Here is an 18927-nt window from a genome sequence, read left to right on the forward strand (position 1 = left end):
CCTACGCTTCGGCGAGGCGGGCCTGCAGGCCGGAGGCGCGGCGGGTGCGGCGCTCCAGCATCAGGCGCGTGACGGCGGGCGTGCTCCAGAGCACCACCTCCTTTGAGGCGCGGGTGATGCCGGTGTACAGGAGTTCGCGGGTCAGAACCGGTGAATCGCCGTCCGGCAGCACCAGCAGCGCCCGGCTGAACCCGGAGCCCTGTGACTTGTGGATGGTCATCGCGAAAACCGGTTCATGCTCCGGGAGTTCGGCGGCGAGGAAACTGCGCTCGAAGCCGGGGAAATAGATCCGGATCGCGCCGCTTCCGGCGAGGTCTTTCCAGAAGAGTCCGATGTCGCCGTTGCTGAGGCCGGTCAGCCGGTCGTTGGCGAGGATCATCACGGGCATGCCGGGCGTGTCGTCGCTTTTCCAGTGAAAGAGTTCGCGGATGAGCCGGTTCAGTTCCTCCACGCCGAAAGGGCCGCGCCGGACGGCGGCCAGCACCTTGAAGGCGTTCAACAACCCGAACGCCTCCGTGAGTGCTTCGGCGGTTCCGGCTTCGGCCAGCTCCGCGAGGCGGAGGAAACAGCCGCGTTTGCCGGGCAGCTCGCGCGCCAGTTCCTGCCTGAGCCGGGCGGAGAGCTGGTCGCGCGTGACGGCGATGGTGCGGAAATCATCATTCTGCTGATGGTGAATGAAGTCGGTCAATCCCTCGATTTTTTCCGGCGTCGCGCCGTCCTGAAGCAGTTTGATCGCGGAGCTGACTTCGCCGATTGCGGGCGCGGTGTCGAAACGGAAGTTGTGGGTCAGCTCCGCAAGCGCCCCGGTGAGCGGCCGCGCGTCGTCCGGTTCCGCAAGAAAGACGCCGGGCGACTGCCGCAGATAGGCTTCGCGGATCGCGCCGGAAAAGGCGTTGCGCTTCCCGGAGTCGCAGATGTCGGCCAGCACCGCGCCGGATTCGACCGAGGCGAGCTGGTTCGGGTCGCCGAGCAGGATCAGCCGGGTTTCGGGTGCGAGGGCCTGCATCAGCCGCGCCATCAGCGGCAGCGACACCATCGAACTTTCATCGACGATCACGAGGTCGAAGGGGAGCGGATTCCCGGCGTGGTATTTCGTCCGGTGCGTCAATGGCGCGGAACCGATCAGCCGGTCGATGGTCGAGGGGGCAAGCTCCAGAATCCGGCGGCGTATCGCTTCGGCCGTGCCGATTTTGAGGCCGTCCTCGCGCAGCGCCTCGCCGAGGCGGGCCTGCGCCTTGCCGGTCGGGGCGCACAGCGCGACCCGGAGTTCGGGGGCGCGGGCGAATTCCAGCGCGAGCAGCGCCGCGACCACCGTGGTCTTGCCGGTGCCGGGGCCGCCTGAAATCACCGTGAAGTCCCGGCTTGCCGCCGCCAGCGCCGCCAGCCGCTGGAAATCGGGCCGGTCTTCTGCCGCTCCGTTGCGGTAGTTGATGAAAAGTGCGTCGAATGCTCCCGGGGGCAGTTCCGGCGGATGTTCCGGGCGGCGGGCGCGGTGCATGACCGCCTGCGCAACCTGAAGCTCGTACACCAGATAGCGTTGCAGATAGAGCCGCCCGGCGTCGTCGATTGCCAGCGGAGTCGGGAAGCCCGCGTCGCGGCAGGCCGGATAACGGCTGACCGCGGCGGCGAGGGCGGGAGCGGACAGCCGTTCGAGCCAGGCATCGCAACCGGGAAGCCGGAACTGCCGCTGCCCCTCGGCGGGAGTTTCCGGAAACAGCATCCCGGCCAGCTCCCGCAGCGGGCAGCAACTGTGGCTCAGGCGGACCGCGCGGGAGGCGAACAGCGCCGCAAGATAAAGCTCCTCACACTCCGGCGCGCGGGCGAAACGGAGCATGAAGTCGGCGAACGCCAGATCGATCGGTTCAAATTCGCCGGTGGCGGCGCAACGTTCGGCAAATGGCTGTTTCATGATTCCTCCGGGCTGATCAACGCTTCGAGCGCGGTGACGAGTTCAAAATCGGGCCGGGTGAAGAATACGCCGTCGCCGTTGGGAGGCTGTCCGGCCCGGATGCCGCGCAGAAAAAGGTAGTAGACGCCGCCGAAGCGGTCGCGGTAATCCTCCGCATCGAACTTCCCGAAGGTGCGGCGCAGGAATTTGACCAGCGCGACCGTATAGAAGAGGTATTGCAGGAAGTAATAGCTGTGGCTCATCGCCGCCGGGAGCTGGGCGGGCGTGAAGTTGGCAGGTTCGCCGTCGAGCCGGTTGGTTTTCCAGTCGACGAGGCTGTAGCGGTCGCCGGAGGCGGTGCGGCGGCGGAAAACCAGATCGATAAAGCCGTTCAGGAAGCCGCCGTCCACCGGGGTGTTCCACTCCGGCCAGTCGGTGAAGCGGAACTCCCGCTCCGCATAGTCTCCGAGCAGTTCCGCGATCTCGCCGGTGCGGAATTTCCGCCCGAAGCCGAACAGGAACCTGAGTTCCGAGAGGCGGTCGGCGCGCCCGATCTGCGACAGGGTGAAGCCGTCGCCCTGCGCGTCGTGCAGCGGGGCGCGGCGGGTGCGTTCGACCATCGCGGCGACCGCGTCGAGCCGCTCGCGGTCCGCGCCGGAACCGTCGCCGGCCAGGAGTCCGTAGAAGCGCAATTTGCGCGCCGCCAGCTCCCGGAGCGTGTCGAAAGGGGCGGTAAAATCCAGCTCTTCAAGGATTTCATGCACCGCATTGCCGAAGGCCTTGCCGCCCGGAAGCGCGAGGGCCGGATTCTTCTCCGGCGCGGTTTCGGACAGGGCGGGAAGCTGTTCCTCGGGCTGGCTGTCGTCGTGGTCCGCGCCGTCGTCGGCGGGATCAAGCCGCCCGGAAGCCGCCGGGGAGAGCGAGGAAAAGCTGGCGATCCGGTAGTGGTCGCGCAGCACGCGATGATTCCACTCCCACGGCGCCAGCTGCCGGCTGCGGTCGAGTTCGGGGCGGTAAACCTGCGTGGAAACCGGCAGGGTTTTCTCTTCAAGCTCCACCGGCAGCAGCCGCGGCGCATCCTTTCGCATTTTCAGGAACCGGGTCGGATGGGCCGCTTCCTCCGGCGTCGCCTCGCGGAACTTGACGAGCCAGTCCAGCGGCGAATTGCAATAGCTGCTCGCACCGTCTTTGCCCCACAGCACGTGACAGCGGTATTTGGCGCGGGTCAGCGCGACGTAGGCGAGGCGGAGGTTTTCCATTGTCGCCTCATCGTGTTCGCGCTCGTTCATTGAACCTGCGGCGTGCAGTTCATAGACCAGATGCCCGTCCTCATGGAAGTTGCCTCCCGGCGAACGGCTTCCGGTCGCGAAGCGGAACAGCGAGGGCAGGATCACCACCGGGTACTCCAACCCCTTGCTGCTGTGGACGGTGGTGATTTTCACCGAGTCGCGGTCGCTTTCGAGAATCTGCTTGACTTCGTCGGAACTGTCGTCGATCCGCCCTTCGACCGCGTCGGAAAGGAAATTCAGCAGTGCATTGATGCTCAGCTTGCGGCGGCTGCTCTCCTGCTGGAGCAGGTCGCCGAGCTGGTGGAGGTTGGCCAGCTTGCGCTCGCCGCCCTCCTGACGCGCGAACCGGGCGGGAATGTCGAAGTATTTGAGAAGGCCGGAAAACATCACGATAAAGGTCTCCGGCCGCCACTCCCGGCGCAGCCGGGCGAAAGCGGTCTGATGCTCCGCAAGCTCGTTGCTCCCCTCCTCCGAACCGAGCCGCAGCAGTTCGGCAAGGCCGCACCCTCCCAGACCGGTCGCCAGCGCCGCCAGCACTTCGCCGCTGCGTTCCGGCGCGGCAATTGCCGCCAGCACGGTCAGGAGTTCGCGCGCCTCGTCGCTGCGGTAGACGCTTTCGCTGTTGGAAAAGACCGACGGGATCATCCGCGCCGCCAGCAGCGGCTTCAGGGCGTAGGCTTCGCTCCACTTCTTGACCAGAATCGCGATGTCGCCGGGGCGCAGCCGCCGTTCGGGAGTGTCGCTGCGCGGCGGAATATGCAGCGTGTCGTCACAGAGCAGCGCATTGGCGATTTCGACCGCCGCCGCAAGGCAGGCGTCGCCGTCGGAGTCGGGGAGGTCGGTGATCCGCAGCGGGCGGCGGTCCTCGCGTCCCGCGACCAGCAGCGCGGATTCCGGGCGGTTGCCCAGTTCCGGTTTGGCCGGAGCGGAAATCTCCGGCAGCGTGATCCGCTCCGACGCGAAGGGCGACGCATGACGGCTGAACAGCAGATTGACCGCTTCGATCATCCCCGCCGCCGAACGGAAATTGCGGGTCAAGGTGTATTTGGCTCCGCCGTAACGGAATACGTCGTCCGCGGCGCGGTTGTAGGTGTCGATGTCGCCGCCGCGGAAGCCGTAGATCGCCTGCCGCGGATCGCCGACCAGAAAGAGGGTCGCCGCCGGCACCGCGCCGCCGGGTTCGGCCGGATCGATGAATATCTTTTTGAAGATCGCATACTGGATCGGGTCGGTATCCTGAAACTCATCCACGATCCCCAGCGGATACTGCTGCTGAAGGCTCCGCTGCAACCGGCTTTCCGGCTCCATCAGCGCCCGGTGCACGTCGCGGATCATATCGTCGAAGGTCTGCAGGTTCGCCTGCTGCTTGGCGCGGTCGTAAGCGGCGAGCAGTTCCTCGACCGCCGCCAGCAGCACCGTGTCGCCGAACCGGGGCGCCAGTTCGGCAAGCTGGAAAATACGCTGCAATTCAGATTGTTCGAGTATTCCGGCAAGCGCCTCCTGCCGCTGTTCCAGAGCGGCGAACTGCGACGGCGCGCCGGATTTTTTGCGCGCGCAGAGAGCTTCGGTGAGCGCCTCCGGGGTGAAAGCGGCGAGCAGTTGCAGGAACTCCCCGGTCGGCACACCATCGGCCCGGAATTTCTCATACGCCGCGATGAACCGGTCAAAATCCTTGCCGCTGAATGGCTTGTTGAATAGATAAGGGAAATTGGCCAGACACTCCGGCAGCTCTTCCCGGCGCAGTTCGCCGAAGCCCTCCGCCAGTTCTTCGAGATCCGCCGCCGGATCGGTTCCGGCTTCGGCGTTGGAGCGGATCACAAGATCGGGGCGGGCGATCCGCCGCAGCGCCAGTTCGGCAAGACGTTCCGCCGTGTATCCGGCCTGACGCAACAGCGCCTGCCGCAGGGCGCTGTGCCGGGCGTCGTCGTCGGGGTAGAACTCCCGGCGGTAGAGGTCGTCGGCGAGTTTTTCGAGCAGTTCGGCGCAGTCGTTGTCCAGCTCTCGGCTGAACAGGATGCCGCTTTCAAAGGCGTTTTCGCGCAACACCTTCTGACAGAAGCCGTGGATGGTCGTGACCGTCGCGGCGTCGAAGTCGAAGAGCGCGGTGCGCAGCCGTTTCCGGCACTCTTCAGAAGTCAGCGTTTCAAGGGCGCGAGCGACGAGCTGCGCTTCGCGCCCCGACTCGGGCGGCAATCTCTTTTCGAGTGCGGCGAGCGTGCCGGAGAGCACCTGCCGGATGCGGCCGGCGAGTTCGGCCGCCGCGGCGCGGGTGTAGGTGACCACCAGCAGTTTTTCAATCGGGATATCCCGCTCCAGCACCGCGCGCACCACGAGATTCTGGATGTTGTAGGTCTTGCCGGTCCCGGCGGCCGCTTCGATCAGGAAGAGGCCCCGGAGCGGGCAGTTCAGCGAATCAAGCTCCTGTACCGGCGTCACTGCAGAACCTCCTGCGGCTGTTTTGGATAAATCAGATCGGCGCAACGGAACACCAGTTCGAGGAACGCCTCGTCGTTGAAATCCTCCGGCCGGAAACAGCGATGGAAACCTTCAAGGTTGTCCAGCGGGAAGTCGAAGGGGCCGGGATCGAACTTCGCCAGCGCCGCGCGGCGTTTCGCCTCCGGTTCATCCTTGGCCGAACAGGCGCTGGAGAAGTAAGCCGCCAGCGGCAGCGGACGGCTCAGGCCGTCGCGGAAAAGTTCCAGCAGCCGTCCCAGTTCCGCTTCCGCAACATCCGGTTCAAATTCCGGAAGTTCAACGACTTCTACGCTGTCCTTGATGAAGAAGCCGAGCGAGCGCGCCGGGATGTTTCCGGCATTGCGCACCGTCAGCAGCAAATGGCGCAGCCGCAGCCGCAGAAGGTGCTTCGGCGAGGAGCCGGAGCCATGCACGAAAAGCTGTGTCGTCCCGTCCGGCGACAGGAACATCGAACCGGTTACGGTGATCCCATTCGTTTCAACCGCAAAGGGTTCCGCATGGCGTTCGGTCAGCAGCGCGTATTGTTCCGGAGTCAGCGCGGCGACCTGGCGGCGGGCAGTTTCAAATTCATTCCTGCCCGCGCTGCCGAGTGGAAGCTGTCCTCCCGCCAGCATCAGCCGGTAGGCAAGCTCGCCTGACGGTCCTTCATCGGAGGAGAGCCGCCAGTCGAGCAGCCGGTCCCGCACCTGATAACTGCCTAAGCCGTCGAGGGTAAACGGTTCCTTGTCTTCGGGCGTGCAGCGGTCGGTGCGAAAACTCAGGCCGACACGGTTGCGCAGGAAGTATTCCGGGTGATTCAGGAATGCGCGTTCCAGTTCCGCAAGTTCGAGCACCGGCGGCAGCGGTTCGGGCCGGAGGGTGAAGGGGAGCCGGCTTTCCGGCTCCGCGCCGCCTGCCAGATAGCCGTGCAGCGAACGGGCGGCGCGGAAGTATTCCGGCGAATAGCAGCGCAGCTCCGCGCCGTTCGCCGGGTCGAAATAGCGGAAATTGAAGCTTTGCAGGGAGTGGCGGATCACTTCAAAATCGCGGAAACTCGCCTTCAATACGTCGATCAGGTCGGCCAGCGGCACCGCCGGAGGCCGTTCCTCAAGGGTCAGGGGATCGCTGCCGTGGTAGAACAGCATCAGAGTGCGGCGCGCCGCCAACAGGGCTTCGAGGAACAGATAGCGGTCCTCCATCTGGCGCGAGCGGTCGCCGAGCCGCCGGTCGCTCATGATGTTGAAGCCGAGCCGGATATCCCTTCGCGGGAACTCCCCCTCGTTGAGGCCAAGCAGCGCGACCGCCTGCATCGGGATGCTCCGCAGCGGCACCATCGAGCAGAAGGTGATCCCGCCGCGCAGGAAGGGCATATTGTTCTGTACGAGGCTGAAACTGTCGGACAACTGGTCGGTCACAGCCTCGAGGGGAAGCGGTTCATCGCAGTTCCCGTCGCGAGCCGCCGCCGCAAAGGCGTCGATCGTGCCGCGCAATGCGGTGATTTCCGGCAGCGACTCCTTGTCAGGGCGGAAGAAGGTATCCACGGCATTGTGAAAGAGTTGCGCCCACGCTTCGGCGGAGTGGGCGTTGCCGGTGCGTTCGCCGAGTTCCGCAAGCGAGCTTACAAACGACACGAACCGTCCGAGCAGTTCCGCATCGCTCCCCTCGGCATTGCCGCATGGCAGGTACTCCCCGTTGACCAGTTGGTCCTCCGGGGCGGTCATCGCAAAACCGAGCAGCAGCCGGTCGAAGCCGCAGCGCCAGCTGAATTCCCCGAATTCAAAGTCGCAGAAACGCCGCCGCGCCGCCGCGTCGTAGCCCCAGCGGATCGCGCTTTGCCCGACCAGTTCGCGCAAGGTTTCCATCTCCGCGTCGGCGATGCGGAACTTCTGCCGCAGGGCGGGCGTGTCGAGCAATGAAAGGATTTCGGAGGCTTCGAACCGCCCGGAAGCCTGCCGCAGCAGCTGCAGGAAAGTTTCCGCGATCAGGCTCTCCTGCCGCAGGCTGCGGTCGGAGATGCCGTAACGCCCTTCAAAGGTTTCGTCGTTGAACACCGCCCGGATGTACGGTTCATAGGCGTTGATGTCGGGAGCCATCACGATCACGTCGCGCGGCTGGACGGCGCCGTTGCTTTCGTCGAACAGGCGGATCAACTCATCTTTCAGCACTTCAAGTTCGCGCCGGATGGTGTGGCAGCTGTGGACCCGGATCGAGCGGTCGCGCCGGTAGTCGATTTTGCGGGTGCGGCCGACTTCGACATCGTCCCCGTCCGGACCGCGCCGTCGCATCCGCAGGATATCCTCCTGAATGGTCTGGAGCATGGTCGCGCCGGGGTAGGCGAGCGATTCGCTTTTCTCCGGCACGAAACTGCGGAAGAGTTCGGCCGAGCGCACCCGGGCCAGCTCCGGCAGCTCCAGCGTCTGCGCGAAGAAGCTCCGCCCCTGCGCGCCGAGGCTGGTGAGCAGCGGATTCTCCACATCGGTGTTTTCAAAGACGCCGCTGTTCTTGTCGGCGAGACGGTCGCGGAAACGCTTCTCATAGGTGTCCCAGAATTCGCGGCAGGGGTTCAGATAGAAAAGATTGACCTCGGTGATCGCGGAGAGGTGCCGCAGGAAATTCAGATAGAGCGGCGGCATGGTGCCGACCCCGAACACGCTGATCCGCACCGGCACGCGGCTCCACAGATCGCGCTCCGGCACCCGCTCGAAGAATTTGCGGAACCAGCCGTAGGGACCGGTGAACCCTTTCGCGATTTCCCGGTACAACTGCTGCTGCCACACATAACGCCCCGGTTCTTCGCCGCGCCGCCACGCTTCGAGCAGGTCGCCGCGGTAGACCTGGTACTGGTCGAACAGATCGGCGATGCGCCCGGCGAGCTGCCGCCGCTTGCGGACCGGTTCGGAGCCGGTGAGATAGCGATCCAATTCCGGCCAGCGTCCGGCGGATTCTCCGAGCAGCCGGAAGATCCGCCACGCGGCGACCTCCGGCGAAAAGATGCGGCACTCCCGGTTGAACGCCTCCAGCTCCTCGCGCGGCAGCAGTTGCCGCATGGTCTTTAAAATGAAACTCTGCAGGAACGGCATGTCGAAGTTGGCCATGATCGAGCCGTCGCGCGCCATCTCCTGCTCCAGCCAGGTGGCCATGCCCTGTGTCTGCACCACCACGGTTTCCGGCACGAAAGGATCGGGACCGGGGCGGTCGAAGATCATCCGGCGGAAGATTGCGGCGAGATCCTCAAGTTTGTTGCTGGAGTAGAGGTTGAAGTTCATTGCGTCTCCCGGAAGCGGAGCATTTCGCGGAAAGCGGCGAGCTTCTCTTCATAGCGGAGCCGCGCCGCCGCCGGGCTGGTGGAGGGAAGCGCGAGGATCGTCAGTCCGGTGCGCCCGAAAAGTTCGGGATAGTGCCGCTTCAGGAGCTTGTGCGAAGTCGAACCGTTGCAGCCGATCGCGCGAATGCCGGGACATCGCGCGAGGAGTCCGGGAATGTCGTTGGGGCGGTGTTCGCGGATTGCGGTGTCGAGGCTGCCGGGCCGCACGCCGGAGCCGACCACATCCCACAGCGCCACGCGGTTTCGCCGGAGTTCGGCAAGCCGTTCCCCGTAGGGAAGGAGGTGATCGAAGCCGAACAGCTCGCCCATGATCCGCCAGAACGCGTTGCGCGGATGCGCATAATACTGCGCCTGCCGCAGCGATTCGTCGCCCGGCAGCGAACCGAGAAACAGCAGCTCCGCATCGGGCGCCGCCGCCGGCGGAAACGAATGTTTGGTCTCTTCCATTTGGCTCCTGCTTTGCTTAACACGGTAACATACAGTCAAAGGGGATTTTTTTCAACGTTTTTCCCCGGTTTCCGGTTGAAAAAACAGGCGACGGATGGTAGAATGCAAACAGCAGGGGGAAAATCAGGAAAACGGCCAGAGGGCGACATGGTGAAAACCGGGCAGTGGAAAGTTACGGCACAGACGTTGTTTTTTCTGTTGACGCTGTCGGGGACGGGCGCTTATATTGTCGGTTCCGCCGCCGTGGCGCTTTGCGCATGGGGGATACCGGTTGACCGGGCCTTTTCCGGTGATTTTGAAGCAGCTCCACTGCTTTTGATTTTTGGGGGCGCTGGAACGGTGTTCTGCTTCCTGTGTCTGCTGGGGCTGTTTTTCCATCAGAAGTGCCGCGAAAGTCATGTCGGGCTTCTGATGCGGTGGTATGTGGTCTGGGCTTCGCTGCTGTTTCTGCTTGCGGAGGGGGGCGCATGGCTGGCGGAGTCCGGGCCGGGGATGGCAGGAGTGGCGCTTGTATTCCTTACTGTGGTTCTGCCGTTGGCGGCGCCCGGACGGCCGGATTGGAAGCACATTGCTCTGGTCTGCTGTAATTTTCTGGGATGGAGCGGGGGGATTCTGGTTCTGGCGGTGACCGGAGATTTTGCCCTTTCCGCCACAGATTTCGGTTTCATAAGCAGGATGAGCGTCTGTTACCGGTATCCGGCGGCATTCTGCTTCGGTATCCGGGATTTTTTACGGATTTCCGGCGGCGGCTGGGGTTGGTTCTTCCTGGCCGGGCTGCTGTTGCTGCAGGGCGGGTATCTGGCGAGTGCTGCGCTTTGGGCGGGGGCGGATCGGGTGAACATGCGGCGGTTGTTCGGGAAAGGTGTATTGACATTGTGGGGAGCGGTGGCTTTCTGCTGGCTGTTCTCGCTGGGAATGGCGGCGTATTCTGCACGGCAGGCGGAAGCGGCATGGCTGGCGTTGGAAAAGCGGTTCGGCAGGCCGCCGACGGTGGTGACACTGAAGCGGGAGTTTTACCGGGATAACATTCCTGATCCGGAGTTCTGGAATCGTGTGAAAAGGTTGGCAGGTGTGGCCCGCCAGTTGATTCAGGATGACAGGGAACCGTGGTATTTTATACCGGAACCGCGTTGGTTCCGGCTGTCGCCGGAAGAATTAAAGAAGCTCAGCAGCAATTTCGCCGCTTCAGAGGCATGGAACGAGTGGGTGCGGTTGTTTTCCGGAGAGCTTCCGGCGGAAGCGCTGAATTTTCAAACATCTGTACTATGCAATGAGTCCTCGGCCGCCCCGGAATTGATTCGTGCCTTTTGTAGTCTGGCACTGTGGAGAATTGCAAGTACTCCGGCAGGCGGGGATCGGGAAGGGGCATTGCAGTGTTATCGTTCCATGAAAAACGGCTGCCGATATCTTGAAAAGGCGCCGAATGTTATTTACCCGCTGGTCCGGTTTCGATGCGAAGCGCTTCGACTGGATGCGTTGGAACTGCTGTTGGAAGCGGGGACAGGTTCCGCCGATTGGCTGGAACAGGAGGCTGAGGAACTGCAGGAGCTGAGGGCGCGTAGCATTGTTGCTGAGGAACAGGGATTTTTTGCGTATGTGGCCGGGGAACTGGATGCAATGGATTCGGCGGCACATACCGGGATACCGCCGGTGACGCAACTCTCTTATCTGCCGCTTTGTCCGCGGGCTTTGAGATTTTTCTTCCCGCAGTTCCGGTGGTATTGCTCTGCGGACCGGATGGAACTGATGCGGATGTGCGATGTCCCGGCTTTCCGAAATATGCGGGGAGTGGAGGTGATTGGAAAGCCGTACATGTTCACCGGGCGGGCGGTCGTCGTAGGGGATTTCATCAGAAAGAGGTTTGCCGTATTGCAGGCTCGTTACCGGGCGATGGAAATATTGGCGGCGGCAGAGCTTCATAAACGTGAAACCGGCGTTTATCCGGAGAAAATCGAGCCGATGCCGCTTGACCCCTTTGGTGAAAAAACGTTGCGATACCGGATCGGTGATTGTCCCGTTCTGGAATCAAGCCGGCGGGCGGCCCCGGCTGACGCTGCCGGATATTCCGGTTATGAAATGCAGTATCGTAAAGTCCCCGCCGTACAGGTATGGAGCATCGGTCCCAACGGAATTGACGAGGATGGCTTGGGCGGTTACGATGAAGCTGCCCGCAGACAGTGTGATGATATCCGGGCGATTGTGAGGATCGGAAAATGAAGCGATGGTTGACAAGGTTGACTCAGTGGCGGGTATCGGCTCCGGCGGCTTTTTTCCTGCTGACTCTCTGGGGATTGGGATGGTATATCGTCTATTCGTTGTTTCTGTTTCTGCTGGTGCCGGGGTGGCTCGACTTTCTGCTGGACTGTGATGATTTGCGGCTGTTGTTGGCAGTTCCGTACTGGTGTTGGATCATTACCGGCCTGGGGGCAGTCGGGGCGATGCTGCTGTTTTTTCACAGGATTGCGCAACAGGTCTGTTCCGGTTGGCTGATGCGGTGGTGTGTGGCGTGGGGGACAGGAGTGCTGCTTGTGCTGTTGACGGCGGCGGAAAACTGGAGTACTGTTGAACCGACAGTGATCTGGCTGGCCCGCTGTTTGGTGACACTGGTGTTTCCGTTGTTGATTCAGAAAGAGTTGAACCGCCGGAGCGTTGGTCTGGTCTGCGGCAATTTCCTGTGCTGGAGCGGAGGCATGTTTCTGGTCGGTATCGTGTGGACCGGATTGTTGCTCCGGGGAGGATGGGTTTGGGAAGCGGTTGAAGTCCGGCAGAAACTTGGGACTTTCATTGAAATCGATCAGGCTGCCGCAGGTTTTCTGCGGCTTTCCGGTTCCGGATGGGCGTGGCTGCTGCTGGCCGGACTCCTGCTGCTCTTGGCCGGTTATGGATTTACTGCGGTGATTTGGGCGGAAGCGGAAGGGGTGAAGTTGCGCCGGATGTTCGGAAAAAAGGTGGTGGTGCCGTGGGGAATGGCGCTGTCCTGCTTTGTGTTTTCTCTGCTGTTGGCTTTATGGGCTTCACAGGAGAGCGAACGGGACAAAACGGCATTGGAACGGCGGTTCGGATATCCGCTGACCTCGGCCGGGTTGCGGGAAAGGTATTGCCGGAGCGGTTCTCCCGATCCGGAATTCTGGAGCAGACTGGCGATGGCGCGGGAGGAGGTCGCCCGGCAGACTGCCGGGCCGCTGGAGGAGTTCTGCAACCGGAGTCCGCGCTGGTTTCAACTGCATTCGGAGGAGTTGGAACGGCTCAGGGAGGGATTCGGCTTCTGTGAGAAACCGTTGCAGGAACTGGACCGGGCATTCGGCGGAGTCCTGCTCCGGGGGGAGCGGCGGCTCTCAGAAGAGGAGGCAGTGCAATTTGAAGATTGCTGCGGAGAAATCATCCAGTCTTATCTGCTCTGGGGCTTATGGCGGCTCCGGTCGGCGCTGGCGGAACAGGATGGTGAATCGGCGCTTGCAATTTACCGGAGAATGGAAAACTGCAATACTGTCGGTATTGTGAACTGGATATCCGGTGTGGGATGGATCAGTGGCGAGGAAAAACGGCTGGATGCTTTGGAGTTGTTGCTGGAATCCGGTTTGTGTTCTTCCGGCTGGTTGCGGCAGGAGGGGGAAAAGTTGGCGGCTTCGGAGAAGAAGATCGATGAAATAGAGGAGGAAGCGTTCTATGCCGACGTGGTTTTTATATTGGATGCTCTGGAAACGGAGGCAACTCGTGAAACAGTGAAAGCCGGATCGTTTTCATATCGAGTGGCGCAACCGGGAAAATTGCGGTTCCTTTTCCCACAGTTGTGGTGGTATTGCGCAGCGGACCGGCGGACTTTGCTGCAGGCATATAACGTTCCGGGACTGCGGGATGTGCCGGAGAAGGAGCTGGAACGAAAGCCCTATGTGATTTGCAGTATCGTACTGCCGGGGACAAACGGATACGGCAACCGGTTCCTGATGCTCAAGGCGCGCTGCCGGGCCATGCGGGCGCTGATTGCCGCCGAACTGAGCAGGCGGGAGAATGGAGCCTGGCCGGAGAAACTTGAGCCGATGCCGATTGACCCTTTCAGCGGCAAACCGTTGCTTTACCGTGCAGGAACGCAGGTATGGAGCGTCGGTCCCAACGGAATTGACGAGGATGGCTTGGGCGGTTACGATGAAGCTGTCCGCAGACAGTGTGATGATATCCGGGCGATTGTGAGGATCGGGGAATGAAGTGGCGGGTATCGGCTCCGGCGGTTTTTCTGGGGGTGACGCTGTGGGCGGTTGGCGGATATGTGGTTTTTTCCGGCATATCGTGGCTGTTTGCGCTGGGAGTACCGGTCTGGAAGATGGCCGGCTGGTGTGGCGGAGTGGTTCCGCAGCTCCTTTTCTGGTCAGGCTGCGGGCTGACGTTTTTGCTTCTTTACCTGATTCTGGCGTTTTATCAGCGGTTTTGCGGCAAAAGCAATGTGTTTCTGATCCGCTGGTGCGTATGGCTGCTGACACCGTTGTTCCTGCTGGTCGCTCTGCTGCCGGGAAAAGTGGAAACAGCGGCGGGAAGTTCGATTCTGTTTTTGGGGCTGATCCTGCCGCTGGCGGCAACGGAAAGTTTTGACAGGAAAAATATTGCGTTGATCATCGGCAATTTCCTGTGCTGGCTGTCCGGGGGAGTGATTTTGTATTGCATCTGGGATTTCATTATACAGACTGGCGGATTTCAGGAAATGTGCTTGCATGGCCCTGATGAACCGGACGTTTTCCATTGGTTCGGCATCCAGCGTTTCTGGCCGATTTACGGATATGGCTGGAGTCTGTTCGGGTTGGCCGGGCTGCTGTTCCCGGCGGGCGGATATTTCCTGACCGCTGTATTGTGGGCGAAACTGGATCAGGTGGAAGTGCGTTGCATGTTCGGCAGAGGAATATGGATGCTGTGGAGTGCGGCGTTCGGCTGCTGGCTGTTTTCGGCGGGAATGATGCTGTATGCGGAAAAGGGGGAGGCGCAGGCGCGGCAGGCGTTGGAACTGCGGTTCGGCAGGCCGCCGACTGCTGCATCGCTGAAAACGGGCTTTTACCGGGGACGTCAGCCCGATCCCGGATATTGGAAACAGATCAAGGCAATGGAAAAGCGGATCAGCGCGGAGCTTGAATGGGGTTTCGGCCGGTCGGCACGTCCGGAAACTTTGCCTACGGAAAAAAAGGAGAGGCTCAGAAAAATTTTCAGCTCTTCCGACTGGACCAGATGGGAACAGACATTTGCCGGTGCCATCCCTCTGGAAAAACTGGAGTTCAGAAAAGCCGAAGTCGGGGCTGAATATAATGATCTTGGGACTTTGTACACTTACAGCAGACTGGCTTTCCTGCGGATTCAGTCGGCAGCGGAGGAGGGAAAGGCGCAGGAGGCGCTGTACTCCTGTGAAACCATGCGGAATGTATGCCGCCATCTGGAAAATGTGGCAGGCCCCGCCTACGGCAACGCATGGATTACCTGCGGACAGCACCGGTTGGATGCGATGGAACTGCTGTTGAAGTCCGGCCTCTGCCCGGCGGAACAGCTCCGGCGGTGGGCGGTGGAACTGCGGAAGATGGAAACCTTGATTACCGTGATGGAGGAACGCCAATTATTTGCGGAAGCCGTCATCGCTCTGGATCTGTTTGATATGTTCACCGGAGAGGGCGGAATGATATCGGGGGCTGCCGGTGAGTACCGGCCGTTGCCGTACCGGACGTTGAAATTCTTTCTTCCGCAGCTCTGGTGGTATCTGACGGTGGATCGGACGATGATGCTGCAACTGTACAACGTTTCCGATCTGCGGGAGGTATCGGCGGAAAGAGTGCGGGGCGGAACGTATGTTTACAGCGGAATGTCCCTGACGCCCGGAGAAACCGTCAAGGAGAGATTTCTCCGGCTTGCGGCCCGCTGCCGGGCTGTGCGCGAGCTGACTGCCGCTGAACTGCCGCCGTTCAGCGGGCGGTGAGGATGCTGCGGGCGTGGATCAGCGCGGATTCGCCGCCGCCGAGCATCCGGGCGATTTCAAGTTCACGGCCGTTTTCGTCGAGGCGGATGCTTTCGGAGTAGGTGCGCCCCTTTTCGGTGTGCTTGACCACGCAGTAGTGGCGGTCGGCGCGCGCGGCGACCTGCGCCTGATGCGAAATGCACAGGATCTGCCGGTGGCGGCCCAGATTTTTCAGCTCGTCGCCGACCCGGTTGGCGGTTTCGCCGCCGATGTTGGAGTCGATCTCGTCGAAGACCACCACCGGGATCGCGTCGGCGTCGGCCAGCACGGTTTTCAGCGCCAGCATCAGGCGTGACAGCTCGCCGCTGGAGGCGATGCGGCGCAGCGGCTGGCTGTTCTCGCCCGCGTTGGCGGAGAACATGAATTCGATCCTGTCCATGCCGGAAGGGCAGGGCGGTATTTCCGAGAAATCGACCGCCAGGATACATCTGGCAAAACCGATCGCGCCGAGTTTGCCCTGAACTTCGCGGGCGAACTTTTCAGCGGCTTTTCTGCGGAGTTTCGACAGCGTTTCCGCTGCGGTTTTCAGCTCCGCTTCCAGCTCTTTTTCCCGCTGGTCGAACTCCTCGCGGTGTTTGCGCGCATCGGTGAAGTCTTTCAGCCGCTTCCGGGCCTCGTCGCGGGCGTCGAGCACCTGTTCGAGCGAGGGGCCGTAGCGCCGCTTCAATGTGAAGATGTCGCTCAGGCGGTTTTCGATCGCGGCGAGCGCCTCGGCGTCGAGGTCGACCCGGGACGCAAGATCGCTGATGTCGGAGGAGAGCGCATTGATCGACTCCTGAATCGTATCGCAGTCAAGCAGCAGTTTTTCGGTCAGTTTCTCGTCGATCCGCGACAGGTTCAGCAGTTGGCGGTATACGGAACCGAGCTGGTCGGCCAGAGAGTTTTCGCTTTCGGTCAGCGCGTTGGTCAGGTATCCGGCGGTTTCGAGCACCTGCCGGGAATTGGAACCGAGCTTGTGCTTGGCGGAAAGCTCCTCATCTTCGCCGGGAGCGGGATCGATCTTGTCGATATCCTCAAGCAGCAGTTCCAGGCGGCTTACTTCGGCTTCATCAGGGAGGTTGCGGTTGAATTCGTCGCGTTCCGCGCGCAGCGCCGCAAGGTCGTCACAGAGCTTCGCGCACAGTGCGCGCGGTTCATCGGTGCCCGCGTAACGGTCGAGCATGTCGAGCTGGCGGGCCGGCACCAGCAGCGAAAGCTGCTCATTGGCCCCGTGCAGGTCGATCAACTGTTCGCCGATGGAGCCGAGCAGCCGGGCGCTGACCGGAGTGTCGTTGATGAAGTTGCGCACCGAACTTGCGCCGATCACCCGGCGCAGCTGCAACTCCGGCTGGGCCGGATCGAAAGGGATCCCCGCCTCCATGAGCAGTCCGGCAATCACTTTGACCAGATGCGGGGGGACATCGAAGCAGCCGGTCACCTCGCAGCGGTCGGCTCCGGTCCGGACCACCGAACGGTCCACCCGGCCGCCGAGCAGCAGCTCGACCGCTCCCATCAGAATCGATTTGCCCGCGCCGGATTCGCCGGTGACGACGTTGAAGCCGGGGCCGAATTCGAGTTCGGCCCGTTCGATCAGGGCGTAGTTGCTGATTTTAATGAAGCTGAGCATCTTAAAACTCCGGCGCGGCCTTGCCGAACTCCTTGTTGTAGAGCTTGCGGGCGGCGCGGTCGACCGCAAGCCAGAAGGCGCGGTCGCGGTTCAGGGTGTCGCGAAGGTGCGGAACACCCGCGTAAATCTTCATGAAGCGGAACAGGTCTCGCCGGGAGATCCCGGTGTCCATCGCGGAAAAAAACAGCCCCGCCACATCCTTGACCAGATAGCGGAACGGCACCTCCTGCCGGATTTCGGCCCGGTGCAGGTCGATTACGTAGAGGTGCGGCAGCTCTTCGCCGAGTGTCGCGTTGTCGGCGAGGAAGTGGCACAAATAGCAGTCGCGGTGGTTCATCCCGTTGCGGTGCATGGTGCGCGCCATCGTCGCCAGACGGGTCAGCAATCCGAGCTTGAGCCGGAAGGCAGGCGGACGCTGCGGCCAGTCGCGGCAGAAATCTTCGAGGCTGGTCATGTTTTTGAGCTCGGCGGTGATCAGGAAGGAGTCCAGCCGGGCCGGGTCGGAACCGCGTTCGCCGAAGGCGCACGGCGTCATGGTGTCCACGCCCAGTTCGTGCAGCAGGTTCAGCGCCGCAAACTCGTTGCGCGCGCCCAGCACCGGCTGCTTGAATTGAAGCCAGTTCTTGAAAATTTCCTTCCAGCCGACGCCGTGGTGGATTTTCGCAAAATAGCCGCGTCCCTCCAGTTCGAAGCGGAAAGTGCGACGGGTTTTCACATGGCGGAACACCTCGCCCTCAATCTTCTCGACCTCTGCAAACGGATCGCGCCCCTGCCAGAGCTGTGTGAAAAACGGGTCCAGTTTAACGGTTACCGGCATGGGCGGCCTCCTCGATATAGTCGACGGCGGCTTCGGCGCGGCGGTAGAAGTCGGCTTTGGCCCCGTAGTCGATTGCAAGTTGTTTCAATTGTTCCAGCCGGCCGGGAGTGGAAAGCGCCGCCGCCAGCTCCCGGTCGAATGTTTCCTGCTCGAACGGATCGGCCGGAATCACGATGCCGCCCGATTCGGCGACGTAGTTCGCGAAACCGCAGTTGGCGGTCGCCATCACCGGAGTCCCGGCGGCAAGTGCCTCGATCAGCACGGTGCCGGTCGCCTCGTTGCGGGCCGGGTGGATCAGCAGGTCCGCCGCCAGCAGCAGCGCCCCGACGTCGTCACGCCCCCCCGCGAAGATCACCCGGTTTGAAATTCCGAGCGATGCGGCCAGTTTAGGGCAGGTATTGCCGGAGTCGCGTCCCGCGACCAGCAGCCGGGTGCGTTTTTTCAGCTCTTCCGGCAATGCGGCCACGGCGCGCAGCGACCGGTCCACCCCTTTGGTGCGGAAGCCGGAACCGACCTGAATCAGCAGAATTTCATCCGCGGAAATGCCGAATTCACGTCGCTTGGCTTCCCGGACCGGCTCCGGATGTTCCGGGCGTCTGCGGTCGGCGGGGATGCCCGGCGGCAGCAGCCGGAACCGTTCGGCGGGGGTGTGGTAAACTTGTTGAAAGTCGCGTAACTGGCCGGGCGTCAGGTAGAGGATCACGGTTTTCGCCTGCGGCGCGAAGATCGCCTCCTCGAAGGCGAGAAAGGTCCGGTAGCGCGGCAGCAGTTTGCGCACCAATGCCGGATGACGTTGCGCGGAGAGCGCGAAGCAGTTGTCGGCGGCGAAATAAAGGTCGGCGCCGGGCATCCGGTTGAAGGCGAAAAAGAGATCGGGCTTTTCTGCTTCGAACTTCCGGCGGAGCGCGGCGGCGAACCGCTTCGCACGGCCGTGGTTGCTCCAGCCGGAAACCGGCAGCAGTTCGAGCTTTACCCCGGCCGGGATCTCTCCTTCCGCCGAAATCGCGTAAACGGTGACCCGGTGGCCGCGCCGCACCGCTTCTGCGGCGATGCGCATCATATCGCGCTGGAGCCCCCCGTGCGGGAAATATTTGAAAATGCCGAATGCGAGTTTCACG

General features: G+C 62.2%; 10 protein-coding genes. 3 read left to right on the forward strand and 7 right to left on the reverse strand.

Annotated elements, in window-relative coordinates:
- Nucleotide 1: 1 nt before the first annotated feature.
- Genes recD through C8D82_RS17645 form a run of 4 tightly spaced genes read right to left on the reverse strand, consistent with a single transcriptional unit; the run spans nt 2 to nt 9403 of the window.
- Nucleotides 2-1909, reverse strand: coding sequence for an exodeoxyribonuclease V subunit alpha (recD, locus tag C8D82_RS17630; RefSeq protein ID WP_116885607.1), 1908 nt, complete (start codon nt 1907-1909; stop codon nt 2-4).
- Nucleotides 1906-5613: an exodeoxyribonuclease V subunit beta gene (recB, locus tag C8D82_RS17635; RefSeq protein WP_165833169.1), complete on the reverse strand. Its 3708-nt coding sequence runs from the start codon at nt 5611-5613 to the stop codon at nt 1906-1908. The genes recD and recB overlap by 4 nt, the downstream gene beginning before the upstream one ends.
- A complete protein-coding gene (recC, locus tag C8D82_RS17640) occupies nt 5610-8897 on the reverse strand; it encodes an exodeoxyribonuclease V subunit gamma (RefSeq protein WP_116885609.1) in 3288 nt (1095 codons plus the stop codon). The genes recB and recC overlap by 4 nt, the downstream gene beginning before the upstream one ends.
- Nucleotides 8894-9403 carry a DNA-deoxyinosine glycosylase gene (locus C8D82_RS17645; protein WP_116885610.1) on the reverse strand — a complete coding sequence of 170 codons (510 nt, stop codon included), beginning with the start codon at nt 9401-9403 and terminating at the stop codon, nt 8894-8896. Before C8D82_RS17645 ends, recC begins: the two co-directional genes overlap by 4 nt.
- Nucleotides 9404-9550: 147 nt before the next feature.
- Here C8D82_RS17645 and C8D82_RS17650 point away from each other — a divergent pair, with 147 nt between their 5' ends.
- From C8D82_RS17650 to C8D82_RS17660, 3 genes are read left to right on the forward strand one after another with little or no spacing between them, the layout of a single operon-like run.
- On the forward strand, nt 9551-11620 hold the full coding sequence (locus C8D82_RS17650; RefSeq protein WP_116885611.1) for a hypothetical protein: 2070 nt from the start codon (nt 9551-9553) through the stop codon (nt 11618-11620).
- Nucleotides 11617-13605, forward strand: a complete 1989-nt coding sequence (locus C8D82_RS17655) for a hypothetical protein (protein WP_133245275.1) — start codon at nt 11617-11619, stop codon at nt 13603-13605. Before C8D82_RS17650 ends, C8D82_RS17655 begins: the two co-directional genes overlap by 4 nt.
- The gene (locus C8D82_RS17660; protein ID WP_116885613.1) at nt 13602-15347 is read left to right on the forward strand and encodes a hypothetical protein; all 1746 of its coding nucleotides are present in this window, start codon (nt 13602-13604) and stop codon (nt 15345-15347) included. Before C8D82_RS17655 ends, C8D82_RS17660 begins: the two co-directional genes overlap by 4 nt.
- Here the strand turns inward: C8D82_RS17660 and recN are convergent.
- The 3 genes from recN to C8D82_RS17675 are packed head-to-tail and all read right to left on the reverse strand — an operon-like array spanning nt 15334 to nt 18926.
- Nucleotides 15334-16992 (reverse strand): DNA repair protein RecN, encoded by a 1659-nt coding sequence (gene recN / locus C8D82_RS17665; RefSeq protein WP_116885614.1) that lies wholly within the window; start codon nt 16990-16992, stop codon nt 15334-15336. The two genes, C8D82_RS17660 and recN, sit on opposite strands and share 14 nt — an antisense overlap.
- Before the next feature lies 1 nt (nt 16993).
- Nucleotides 16994-17809 (reverse strand): lipopolysaccharide core heptose(I) kinase RfaP, encoded by an 816-nt coding sequence (gene rfaP / locus C8D82_RS17670; RefSeq protein ID WP_116885615.1) that lies wholly within the window; start codon nt 17807-17809, stop codon nt 16994-16996.
- Nucleotides 17793-18926 carry a glycosyltransferase family 4 protein gene (locus C8D82_RS17675; RefSeq protein WP_116885616.1) on the reverse strand — a complete coding sequence of 378 codons (1134 nt, stop codon included), beginning with the start codon at nt 18924-18926 and terminating at the stop codon, nt 17793-17795. The genes rfaP and C8D82_RS17675 overlap by 17 nt, the downstream gene beginning before the upstream one ends.
- Nucleotide 18927 lies beyond the last annotated feature (1 nt).

The sequence above is a fragment of the Victivallis vadensis genome (assembly GCF_003096415.1).
Lineage (GTDB): Bacteria > Verrucomicrobiota > Lentisphaeria > Victivallales > Victivallaceae > Victivallis > Victivallis vadensis.